Source organism: Agrobacterium sp. CCNWLW155, assembly GCF_036888815.1.
Lineage (GTDB): Bacteria > Pseudomonadota > Alphaproteobacteria > Rhizobiales > Rhizobiaceae > Agrobacterium > Agrobacterium radiobacter.
Map to the genome: position 1 here is coordinate 61,715 of NZ_JBAKFW010000008.1, position 11,689 is coordinate 73,403.

The following is an 11,689-nucleotide window of genomic DNA, read 5'->3' on the forward strand; positions in this document are numbered from 1 at the left end:
CCCCTGGATGGCGGGCGGTCTCGTCAAATTGCCGAGCGGCGATAGCGGCTACGCTCGTGCTCAACGTCTTCCGGCGCATAGGGCCTCGACATTTCATCGAAACCCGTCCAGCCCTGTTCACGATAGGCGGCACGGCGTTCTTCAGGATCGACCCAGCCTTGCCGCTTGAGCACGGCTTCGGCCTCCGGTACGAGATTGTCTTCCACGCGTGCGGTTACGAGCGTACCGCCCCGGCGCACCCCCTCCGCGTAGAAATTGGCGTCCTCTTCGGAAACACCCGAGCGGGTCATGGCTCCGATCAGCCCGCCAGCAGCGCCACCGGCGACGGCACCGCCCGCTACTCCTACAGCGGTCGCGGCAAGCCAGCCCGCTGCTACCACCGGCCCAACTCCCGGGATAGCCATCAATCCAAGCCCCGTCAGCAGGCCGCCGGCACCACCGACAAGTGCGCCGATGCCCGCACCGGTGCTTGCGCCCTCCGCAGCGTTGGAATCGGAATCTTCTGCATGTCGTCTGTCGGCGTTGCTTGCCACGACGCTGATATCACTTGACGGCACGCCTGCTCTCTCCAGTTCGGAGACAGCGGCGCTTGCATCATCATAATCATCAAAAAGTCCAGTCAAGGTTCTCATGTCACTTCTCCCAAATCCCGCGCGCCTCACTTGGCGACGACGTTGCCCTGATAATCGAGCGCTATGGCCACGGTCTTGCCGCCCTTCATGCCCGATGCCATCCACACACCCTTGTCGTCTTTCGTCAGGTCCTTGACCTGCGTGTAACCGGCATCTTCCATTCTCTGTCTGGCCTGCGCTTCGGTGAAGCTGTTGGCACCCTCCACCGGAGCCGTGGGATTATTGGCGTTTGGTGTGGCGACAGCCGGCGTATCGCCACCCGGGTTGGCGGTTGGAGCCTGCTGGGCGAAAGCCGACAGCGCACCGCCACCGACAAGCAACGCAACGAAAACAGTTTTCTTCATTTGGATTTTTCCTCCGCTATGATCATGGATTGCGAGCCTCCCTTTCGGGAGATTGCTCCGAGGGAAACCAGTCTCGGGCCGGCATGAACGTCCTTCGAACCAGCAGACGCGCAGAGAGTTCCGAAAATAATTATTGGCAGGGGAAATGTCGCCTTAGGTGACGACCGCCGTAGTGGTGACATCAGGCCGGGCACGGTACAAAAGGGTGACAGGCGCCTTTACACGCGGCCCCTTTGTGACCAGGAGCGAGGAAGAGCCGGCAGAGTGAGCCCAAACGCTCTCAGGACTCACCGCGCGGATATTGACTGTTCTTCAGAAGCCGAGCCAGATGTACTGTGTTGCGGACAAGCATGGTGACCATGGTTTTAACGGCATCAGGCGTTTCATCGAGATCGACGAAATTCCTCGAACCCATTGCGTCCCCAACCCAGTAGGCAACTGCATTTGCGGGAACGGTAAAGCCGACATCGTTCAGGGACTGGAAAAGTTCCACCGACACATGATGAGCGCCGTCCTCATTTCTCACAACCGCGACGGCGCTGACCTTTCCGTATGAAACCATACGTCCCTGTTCATCGGTTTCGTCCAGGAATGCATCCATGCGCTCCAATGCTCTTTTGCACACGCTCGAGGGCTGCCCGAGCCATATCGGTGTTCCAATCAGAAGAATATCGACAGCAAGGATCTTTTCGCGGATGGCCGGCCAGGCGCCCCCCTCGCCCTCGTTGGACGTGACGCCAGCCTTGATGTCATGATCAACAAGCCTGACTATCTCGGTTTGCACATCATGATTGCCGAGTTCCTGAAGGATCAATGCCAGTATTCTTTCCGTCGACGATGGTTCCGCCGACGTGGAAGACTTGAGTGTCGCATTCAATGCCAGAGCCGTGAGAGACACGGCAGTTCCTTCTTTCAGCGAACTTTGTCGCAGTTGGTTTTGGGTGACCTGTCCGGCGACAGCACACGGCCACCGCCGCCTCTATGAGAAAAAACGACTGACCTAACGCCGGGAAAGCAATCGCGTCATGGCGTGATGGGGAGAAGGCTTCTCGCCTTTAGATCCGTTTTCCTTTTCCAGCCGAGCGCGAATATCCTCGATTTCTTCTTCTGTGAGATGCTCGATCCCGATAAAATCTGCGCGTGCCTGCTCTACGGCCCTCAGCAGTTCGTCCAGCTTTGCTTCCATCGCTGCAGAATCCCGGTTCTGCGAGTTCTGCACGAGGAAAATCATGAGAAATGTCACGATCGTCGTGCCCGTGTTGATGACCAGTTGCCAGACTTCCGAAAATTCGAACAGCGGCCCGCTTGCCGCCCAGACGATAATTGTGCCGAGCGCGACGACAAACGCAGTGGACGAACCGGAAAACGACGCTGTGCGGCTCGCAAAATTTGTGAAGAACTTGTTCATAGCGCGCTGACCTCGCCGCTGACACCGGGGACGACGCAAAACGCACCTGTCTTTCCGCCAAAAAATGACCGGTTCCGCATTATGCGCCGTGTTTTAGTTCCACTAACAAAGGAAGCACACGAAGGTTCCGCGGTTAGCGGCAGGCGAACATAAGCAGTTTCCAACTTCATTTATGTTTTGAGGACAAAGCTAAATCAACGGCTGAGAGTTGTCGGTGTTTCTGGGGCAATCGAAAGCGGGAGAAGTGAACGCAAGTGCCTGCAACAGAGGTATAACCAAAATACACGGCCAGTCTGCTTTGAGCAGGACATGTGGTGGTTTTCTAAGCGGGATGGAACCTCGAGCCGGCTTTTTGCCCGCATCTTTGATGTTGATCTCCTTGCCTGGCTTGTGACGCTCTTCTGGCTGAGGTTTGAAAACTGGACCTGAGCATTGTTGGGGGGCTGGAAAGACCTCCGTAACATCGACGGGAAAGTAAAGTCCCATCACCGGGGACCCTTTCGTTTGCTCGCGACTGATGCGCAACGGGTGTGACATTTCGGTTTAATCCGCCGCGCCATATCGTCGACTTGCCCCGAAACTGAGCATGAATATCGAGCTCGCTGGGTCATTCGTCGCCATTTCGCAAGCTTCACGAAGTCTGTGCTGTCCGTGCACTCTGCTCCTCAAACTGATTACCCACGCCCCTGGTATCACCCGCTCTATATTTGCTCTGGACGGATCGCTTGACACGGCCCGGCAATGCCGATATGTCAGAAACTAATCTGATATCTCAGTTATGGATTTGATATGTCTGAAACTTACGAGTTTCCATCCCTGCCCTTGGTCGAGCTCGTCACGCCTGGCGAGCTACCGAAGGGCGGCAACATGACCAACCGGATCCATGCGCTGCTCCGCAAGCTGATCGTGGAAGTCAAGCTGCTTCCAGGACGCGCACTGTCAGAAAAAGAGATCGCCGCCCTCTTGAATGTAAGCAAAACGCCGGTACGCGAAGCGATCATCCGTCTGTCTGAAGAGGGCTTCGTCACTGTTGTTCCGCAGGGTGGTACGTACATCTCGCCGATCGATGTGCAGCGGTATATGGAAGCCTGCTTCATACGGTTCAAACTGGAAGAGGGCGCGGTCATAGAGGCAGCCAAACGTCATTCGCTCGAAGACATTGCGCGCCTCAAGACCTGCCTTTCAAATCAGCGCATTGCTGCCAAAGACGAAGAATTCACAAACTTCTTCCTGCTTGACGAGGAATTCCACAAGAACATCTTTGCGGCCGCTCGTCTTCCGGGAGCGTGGAGTGTTGTCAACCAGGCCAAGGGCGAAATGGACCGCATGCGGCATCTGAAGCGCGTATTTGCAGTCAGACGCACAGAAAAGGTTATCGAGGAACACGAGGCAATCGTGGATGGAATTGAGTCAGGCGATGTCGAAGCGGCACGCGAAGCCGTCCAGCGCCACCTCGGATCACTCGAAACCAAAATCGCGGAACTCTCCAGGAACCCGAAAATCTGGACCTTCATCGAGCAGGTCAACACGCGCGTCACGAGGAAGCGCGCTTCACGGGGGCCGAAGACGCCTGACTGAACATTCAAGGCTTTTGAGGAGGGGCCTTTCATGTCTGCAGTTCAAATCAACGACGTCGTCAAGCGCTATGGTGCCCTTGAAGTCGTCCATGGTATCAATCTTTCCATACAGCCGCAGGAATTCGTTGTCCTCGTTGGTCCTTCGGGATGCGGAAAGTCCACCACGCTGCGCATGCTCGCCGGGCTGGAGGATATTTCGGATGGCACGGTCTCGATGGACGGCCGCGTGGTCAACAAGATCGCCCCGAAAGACCGCGATGTCGCCATGGTATTCCAGAATTACGCGCTTTACCCGCATCTGAGCGTGGCGGAGAATATCGCGTTCGGCCTGCGCGTCAGGGGCGAGAAACGAGCCGTCATCGACAAGGCCGTTGCGGAAGCCGCGCAGATATTGGGGCTTACCGAATATCTGGCCCGCAAGCCGGCCGATCTTTCCGGTGGCCAGCGCCAGCGCGTCGCCATGGGCCGCGCCATCGTGCGTCAGCCGAAAATCTTCCTGTTCGATGAACCCCTCTCCAATCTAGACGCCAAGCTGCGTACCCATATGCGCGCCGAGATCAAGCTGCTGCACAAGCGAATGCAGGCTACCAGCATCTATGTCACCCACGACCAGGTGGAGGCGATGACGCTTGCCGACCGCATCGTCATCATGAATGGCGGCCATATCGAACAGGTCGGCTCGCCGATGGAGGTGTTTCTCGAACCGGCAAACACATTTGTCGCGAGCTTCATCGGCTCGCCGCCGATGAACCTTCTCGATGGAATGATCGAAAAGCACGATGGCACGGTGAAGGTCAGGCTACCAGGCGGCTCAGGGCAGCGCTTCAGTATTCCCGATGCCTTTGCGAAGAATGCAACGGAAGGGCAGACCGTCCAGCTCGGCCTGCGGCCGGAAATCTTGTCGGTAGAAGCTGGCGAGGGTCGTGAGGTTCTCAATTGCAGCGTCGACCTGGTGGAGCCTCTCGGGGCTGAAGCGCTGCTGCATGGAACGGCGGATGGCCAGCCGTTTATCGCCAAGGCGGAAACCCTCTATGGCGATCATGCGCTCGCTGGCGTCAGCCGGCTTTCCATTGATACAGCGCGCGTCCATGTCTTCGATGCCGCGACCGGCAGATCGCTCAAAGATCGAGATGGAGCGCGACCATGAAACAGGGATTTCAAGGGCGCCTTCACAATCTTCAGGAAGACATGCGCCGCGACTGGCAGCTCTATCTGCTGTTGGCGCCAATGCTCATCTGGTTCGCCGTTTTTCTCTATAAGCCCATGTACGGGCTGGTCATCGCGTTTCAGGACTTCTCGATCTTTCGCGGCATTGCAAAGAGCCCGTGGGTAGGTTTTGAAAACTTTGCGGAGCTCTTTCACAATGACATGTTCATCCGCGCCTTCTGGAACACCATCAAGATCAGTGGCCTTGGCCTGATCTTCGCCTTTCCCGTCCCCATCATACTGGCCCTGATGTTCAACGAGGTTCAAAGTGTCGTTGCCCGCCGCTGGGCGCAGACCGTTGTTTACCTGCCGCATTTCATTTCGGTTGTGATCGTCGCCGGCATCGTCATCAATTTCCTCTCGCCCTCGATCGGCATCGTCAATCTTCTGCTGAAAGGCCTTGGATTTGAACCGGTCTACTTCCTGACCCAGCCGGAATGGTTCCGTCCGATTTATATAGGCTCGTCGGTCTGGAAAGAGGCGGGCTTCGAATCCATCGTCTATCTCGCCGCCATCGCCGGCGTGAGCCCGACGCTCTATGAATCCGCACGGGTGGACGGGGCATCGCGCTGGCAGATGATGTGGCGGATTACCCTGCCCTGCATTCTGCCGACAATCGTGATTATGCTGATCATCCGCATCGGCAATCTGGTCGAGGTTGGGTTCGAATACATCATTCTGCTCTATCGCCCATCCACCTACGAGACAGCGGACGTCGTTTCCACCTTCATCTATCGCACCGGCCTGCAGGGCACCCAATACGATCTTGCAACGGCCGCCGGACTGTTCAACGCGGTCATCGCTTTTGTCCTCGTCTATTCGGCAAACCGCATCAGCCGAAAAGTCTCGTCGACGTCGCTGTGGTGAGGAGCTGAAACATGGCAAACTTTAATCTGTATTCTCGCGGCGACCGGATTTTTGGCTGGGCAAATGCCATTCTTCTGGGCCTCTTTGTCCTGTCGACGCTTTATCCCTTCATCTATGTGCTGTCAGTCTCGTTGTCTTCAGGCGCCGCCGTCACGGCTGGCCGCGTCACCTTCTGGCCGGTCGATATCACGCTTGCCGCCTACGACAGGGTATTGTCCGACAGGATGTTCTGGGTCGCCTATGGCAACACCTTCATCTACACCTTCGGCGGCACGCTGATGAGCCTGCTGATAATGATCCCCGGGGCCTATGCCCTTTCGCGCAAGCGCCTGCGCGGCCGCACCTTCTTCAACATCGCCATTGCCTTCACCCTGTGGTTCAACGCCGGCATGATCCCCTTCTTTCTGAACATGCGCGATCTTGGACTTCTCGACAGCCGCTTCGGTATCATCCTCGGCTTTGCCGCAAACGCCTTCAATGTTATTCTGCTGCGCAATTTTTTCGAGGCCGTGCCGAAGTCCTTCGAAGAAGCCGCCAAAATGGATGGCGCCAGCGAATTGCAGCTGCTGTGGAAGGTGTTCATTCCACTTTCCAAACCGGCAATCGTTACCGTTGCGCTGTTCTGCATCGTTTCGCGCTGGAACGGCTACTTCTGGGCAATGGTACTGCTGCGCGGCGAGGAAAAGATCCCGCTTCAGGTCTATCTGAAGCGCGTGATCGTCGATCTGAACTCGAACGACGAATTCGCCTCGAGCCTGCTCACCGCCCACTATTCGTTCGAGACGGTGACATCAGCGATCATGATCGCTTCCATCATTCCCGTCCTCATCATTTACCCCTACGCGCAGAAGTATTTCACCAAAGGAATTCTGCTGGGCGGAGTGAAAGAGTAGCAGCACAAGGGAGGAGAACCTGTGAGAGCACTACGAAAAGGCGCGCCCCTACTGGCGTTGATGGCAGCCGCAACCCTTTCCCTGCCGGTATCGGCGCAGGATTCAGGGAAAATTTCCGAGGATCCGCTCGAGCTCACCATCCATTTCCACTTCCGCGACAAATACGTCTACTCGGAAAAATGGCCCGTCGAGCAGAAGGCCGCGGAAATCACCAACATCCATGTCCGCAACGTGGCGTCCTTGGCGACCACCAGCAGCCGCGATGCATTCAACCTTCTGATCGCCTCAGGTAACCTTCCTGACATCGTCGGTGGCGACGCCACCGGCGGGCTGAAGGAAGACTTCATTCGCTACGGGCTGGAGGGCGCATTCATTCCGCTCGATGACCTGATCGAGGAAAATGCCCCCAACCTCAAGGCATTCTTCGACAGCCACAAGGAGATCCGCAACGCCATCTCCGGACCGGATGGCAAGCTTTATTTCATTCCCTATGTGCCCGATGGCAAGTTCTCGCGCGGCTGGTTCATCCGCCAGGACTGGCTCGACAAGCTCGGCCTTAAGCAGCCGGAAACGCCGGAAGAGGTCTACGAGGTTCTGAAAGCCTTTCGTGACAAGGACCCGAACGGCAACGGCCTCAAAGATGAAGTTCCTTATTTTGCCCGTGAGGAAATCGATGCCGTCCGCCTCATCAACCTGTGGGGTGCGCGCGTGTCCGGGTCCGAACGTTATGGCGACTTTGCCGTTTATGATGGGCAACTGCGTCATCCCTGGGCCGAGGAAAACTACAAGACCGGAATTTCCAATGTCGCCAAATGGTACAAGGAAGGCCTGATCGACAAGGAGATTTTCACCCGCGGCGCTCGCTCGCGTGAATATCTTCTGGGCAACAATCTCGGCGGCATGACGCATGACTGGTTCGCCAGTACCTCGACCTATAACGACGCCCTGTCGCCGAAGATCGACGGCTTCGCACTGAAGCCGATGCTGCCGCCAAAGACGGTCTCGGGCCAGCGGTTCGAGGACTCCCGTCGGCTGCGTGTCCAGCCCGTTGGCTGGGCTATTTCGGCGACCAATGAATACCCGGTCGAAACCATAAAATATTTCGATTTCTGGTTCTCGCAGCAGGGCCGAATCCTGTCGAATTTCGGCGTCGAGGGTCTGACCTACGAGATGGTCGACGGCAAGCCGCAGTTCAAGAAGGAAATCCTCGACAACAAGGATCCGGTGAATGCCCAGCTGTGGGCAGTCGGTGCGGCGATCCCGCGCGGGTACTGGATGGACTACGAATATGAACGCCAGTGGACTAACAAGATCGCGCTTGAAGGCATCGACATGTATGAGAAGTGCAGTTGCCTCAAGGACGAGTTCATGGGTGTTTCCCTGAACGCCGAGGAAAAGGCGACCTTCGACCGCTACTGGCCAAGCATCCTTACCTACATGACTGAGATGCAGCAGACCTGGATCCTCGGCGCGCAGGACGTCGATACCGGTTGGGACGCCTACAAAAAGCACCTCACTGCCCTCGGTTACGACGAGGTCATCAAGATGATGCAATCCGCCTATGACCGCCAGTACAAAGCGGCGCAATAAATCCCCCGACGACGATGGCGGCTTTGTGGCCGCCATCCTTTCCCTTCTGTTTTCATAGGAGTTAGAGCGCAATGCGTCCCTCTGCCCCGGCCATCTCCAGACAGACACTTCTCGATGAACCCCGGCCGGGTTCATTGACCATTGGCTACGAGCCGAGCGAAGAAGTACCGCCCACGGAGAACCCTCCGCGCTTTTCATGGCTGCCCGACATCGACGACGGCGCGCATTACGTGCTGCGCATTTCCACCGATCCCGGCTTTGCAGACAAAAAGACGCTCGTCTTTGAAGATCTCGCCTGGAATTTTTTCACGCCGGACGAAGCCTTGCCGGAAGGCCGTTATAACTGGTGTTATGCGCTGTGGGACCAGAAGTCCGCGACGCCGGATTCCAACTGGAGTGCCGCGCGCAGCTTCGAGATCGGCGCTTCGCTGCCGAAAACGCCGCTGCCCGGCAGGCCAGCCCGTCATGCAGCCGCGCATGCCGGCCATCCGCGGCTCTGGCTCAATCCGGAACAATTGAACTCCTTCTCGCAGACCGTAGCAAAGGACCCTGGTCATTGCGGCTGGTCCGAATTCTACGAAAAATCGGTAAAGCCCTGGCTGGAGCGGCCGGTGATGCCGGAACCACAGCCCTATCCCGACAATACGCGCACCGCGACGCTCTGGCGGCAAATGTATATCGACTGCCAGGAAGTGATCTATGCCATCCGGCATCTGGCCATCGCCGGCCGCGTGCTCGGACGCGACGATCTGCTCGATGCATCCAGAAAGTGGCTGCTGGCCGTTGCCGGGTGGGATCCGAAAGGCACGACCTCCCGGGCCTATAATGACGAGGCGGGGTTCCGTGTCGTCGTGGCACTCGCCTGGGGCTATGACTGGCTATACGACCATCTGAGCGGGGACGAGCGCGAGGTCGTGCGGTCGATTCTTCTCGAACGGACACGTGAGGTTGCCGACCATGTCATTGCGCATGCCCGCATTCATGTGTTTCCCTATGACAGCCACGCGGTGCGTTCGCTGTCGGCAGTCCTGACACCGGCCTGTATCGCGCTTCAGGGCGAAAGCGACGAGGCGGGCGAATGGTTCGATTACACCGTTGAATTCCTCGCCACCCTCTATTCCCCATGGGCTGGAACCGATGGCGGCTGGGCGGAGGGGCCGCATTATTGGATGACCGGCATGGCCTATCTCATAGAGGCCGCCAATCTTATCCGTTCCTATATCGGTTACGACCTCTATCAACGGCCGTTTTTCCAGAACACGGGGCGCTTCCCGCTTTACACCAAGGCGCCGGGAACCCGCCGCGCCAATTTTGGCGACGACTCCACGCTTGGCGATCTTCCCGGCCTGAAGCTGGGTTACAACGTCCGGCAGTTCGCCGGCGTCACAGGCGACGGCCATTACCAATGGTATTTCGATCACATCAAGGCTGATGCGACGGGCACGGAAATGGCCTTCTACAATTACGGCTGGTGGGACCTGAACTTCGATGATCTCGTCTATCGCCACGATTATCAGCAGGTGGAAGCCGCGTCACCTGGCGACCTGCCGGCACTCGCCGTTTTCGATGACATCGGTTGGGCGACTATCCAGAAACATATGGAAGACCCGGAACGGCATCTGCAATTCGTCTTCAAATCCAGCCCTTACGGTTCGCTGAGCCATAGCCATGGCGACCAGAATGCCTTTGTTCTCTATGCCTACGGCGAGGATCTGGCGATCCAGTCCGGCTATTACGTGGCGTTCAATTCGCAGATGCATCTGAACTGGCGTCGTCAGACACGGTCGAAAAACGCCGTCCTGATCGGCGGAAAGGGACAATATGCGGAAAAGGACAAGGCGCTGGCGCGCCGTGCCGCCGGCCGTATCGTCTCGGTTGAGGAAGAGCCCGGGCATATCCGTATTCTCGGCGATGCGTCAGCTGCGTATCAGGTGGCAAACCCGCTGGTTCTAAAGGCTGAGCGCGAAATTCACTTTCTCAACGACAGCTACTTCGTGATTGTCGATGAGGTGGAATGTTCGGAACCCCAGGAACTGCAATGGCTTTGCCACACGGCAGGGGCACCGCAGACCGGCAGATCGAGCTTTCGCTACAATGGTGAAAAGGCGGGCTTTTATGGCCAGTTTGTCTTCTCGTCAGCCGGCACACCGCAGATCGCGGCCGTCGAAGGTTTTCCCGACATCGATCCCAGGGAGTTCGAGGGTCTCGACATCCACTATCATGTCTGCGCCACGGTTCCGGCGGCCACCCGGCATCGGCTGGTCACGCTTCTGGTGCCGTACAGCCTTAAGGAACCGAAGCGCATCTTCAGCTTCATCGACGACCAGGGTTTTTCGACCGACATCTATTTCAGCGACGTCGACGACGAGCGTTTCAAGCTCTCCCTTCCCAAGCAATTCTAACCATACGAGGTTTTTCAAATGCAGCGTTTTACCAACAGGACCGTTGTTGTCGCCGGTGCCGGCCGGGATATCGGCCGGGCATGCGCCATACGTTTTGCCCAGGAAGGTGCCAATGTCGTTCTCACCTATAATGGTGCGGCCGAGGGTGCGGTCACGGCGGTTGCCGAAATCGAAAAGCGTGGCCGTTCGGCTCTGGCAATCAAGGTGGATTTGACAAAGGCAAGCCAAATCGAGGCCGCGATTTCTGCCGCCACAGACAAATTCGGCGAGATCCATGGCCTCGTCCATGTTGCCGGCGGCCTTATCGCCCGCAAGACAATCACGGATATGGACGAAGCCTTCTGGCATCAGGTCCTCGACGTCAACCTGACGTCACTCTTCCTGATGACCAAGGCCGCATTGCCCAAAATGGCGAAGGGCGGGGCGATCGTTACCTTCTCGTCGCAGGCCGGCCGGGACGGCGGCGGTCCAGGAGCCCTCGCCTATGCCACCTCCAAAGGTGCCGTGATGACCTTTACCCGCGGACTTGCCAAGGAAGTCGGCCCTGATATCCGGATCAACGCCGTTTGCCCCGGCATGATCTCGACCACCTTCCACGACACCTTCACCAAACCCGAAGTGCGTGAAAGGGTGGCAGGCGCCACGTCGCTAAAGCGGGAAGGATCGAGTGAAGACGTTGCCGGTCTGGTGGCTTTCCTTGCGTCCGGCGATGCCGCTTATATCACCGGCGCCTGCTACGACATCAATGGCGGCATCCTCTTCTCCTGATA

General features: G+C 57.5%; 11 protein-coding genes. 7 read left to right on the forward strand and 4 right to left on the reverse strand.

The annotated features are described in order from the left end of the window. Nucleotides 1–23: 23 nt before the first annotated feature. From V6S97_RS21150 to V6S97_RS21165, 4 genes are all read right to left on the reverse strand, one after another. Entirely contained in the window at nucleotides 24–632 is a 609-nt protein-coding gene (locus tag V6S97_RS21150; RefSeq protein ID WP_087747279.1) for a general stress protein, read from the reverse strand. Nucleotides 633–658: 26 nt separating this feature from the next. Beyond that, complete coding sequence (locus V6S97_RS21155) at nucleotides 659–976, reverse strand: hypothetical protein (protein ID WP_087747281.1); 318 nt, start codon at nucleotides 974–976, stop codon at nucleotides 659–661. Nucleotides 977–1,256: 280 nt separating this feature from the next. Then, nucleotides 1,257–1,874: a flavodoxin family protein gene (locus tag V6S97_RS21160; RefSeq protein WP_307008636.1), complete on the reverse strand. Its 618-nt coding sequence runs from the start codon at nucleotides 1,872–1,874 to the stop codon at nucleotides 1,257–1,259. A 102-nt stretch (nucleotides 1,875–1,976) separates the two neighbouring features. After that, on the reverse strand, nucleotides 1,977–2,384 hold the full coding sequence (locus V6S97_RS21165) for a low affinity iron permease family protein (RefSeq protein ID WP_307008638.1): 408 nt from the start codon (nucleotides 2,382–2,384) through the stop codon (nucleotides 1,977–1,979). 789 nt (nucleotides 2,385–3,173) lie between these two features. Between V6S97_RS21165 and V6S97_RS21170 the strand changes: the two genes are divergently transcribed. From V6S97_RS21170 to V6S97_RS21200, 7 genes are all read left to right on the forward strand, one after another. Beyond that, entirely contained in the window at nucleotides 3,174–3,962 is a 789-nt protein-coding gene (locus V6S97_RS21170) for a GntR family transcriptional regulator (RefSeq protein ID WP_307008641.1), read from the forward strand. Between the two features lie 30 nt (nucleotides 3,963–3,992). Beyond that, on the forward strand, nucleotides 3,993–5,108 hold the full coding sequence (locus V6S97_RS21175; protein ID WP_080865401.1) for an ABC transporter ATP-binding protein: 1,116 nt from the start codon (nucleotides 3,993–3,995) through the stop codon (nucleotides 5,106–5,108). Next, the gene (locus V6S97_RS21180; RefSeq protein WP_060727473.1) at nucleotides 5,105–6,034 is read left to right on the forward strand and encodes an ABC transporter permease; all 930 of its coding nucleotides are present in this window, start codon (nucleotides 5,105–5,107) and stop codon (nucleotides 6,032–6,034) included. Before V6S97_RS21175 ends, V6S97_RS21180 begins: the two co-directional genes overlap by 4 nt. 11 nt (nucleotides 6,035–6,045) lie before the next feature. Further along, the gene (locus tag V6S97_RS21185) at nucleotides 6,046–6,927 is read left to right on the forward strand and encodes a carbohydrate ABC transporter permease (RefSeq protein WP_020808147.1); all 882 of its coding nucleotides are present in this window, start codon (nucleotides 6,046–6,048) and stop codon (nucleotides 6,925–6,927) included. A 60-nt stretch (nucleotides 6,928–6,987) separates the two neighbouring features. Next, nucleotides 6,988–8,517 (forward strand): sugar ABC transporter permease, encoded by a 1,530-nt coding sequence (locus V6S97_RS21190; RefSeq protein WP_334427740.1) that lies wholly within the window; start codon nucleotides 6,988–6,990, stop codon nucleotides 8,515–8,517. Between the two features lie 71 nt (nucleotides 8,518–8,588). Beyond that, a complete protein-coding gene (locus V6S97_RS21195) occupies nucleotides 8,589–10,919 on the forward strand; it encodes an alginate lyase (RefSeq protein ID WP_334427693.1) in 2,331 nt (776 codons plus the stop codon). An 18-nt stretch (nucleotides 10,920–10,937) separates the two neighbouring features. Continuing rightward, nucleotides 10,938–11,687: an SDR family NAD(P)-dependent oxidoreductase gene (locus tag V6S97_RS21200; RefSeq protein WP_111785181.1), complete on the forward strand. Its 750-nt coding sequence runs from the start codon at nucleotides 10,938–10,940 to the stop codon at nucleotides 11,685–11,687. Nucleotides 11,688–11,689: the final 2 nt, after the last annotated feature.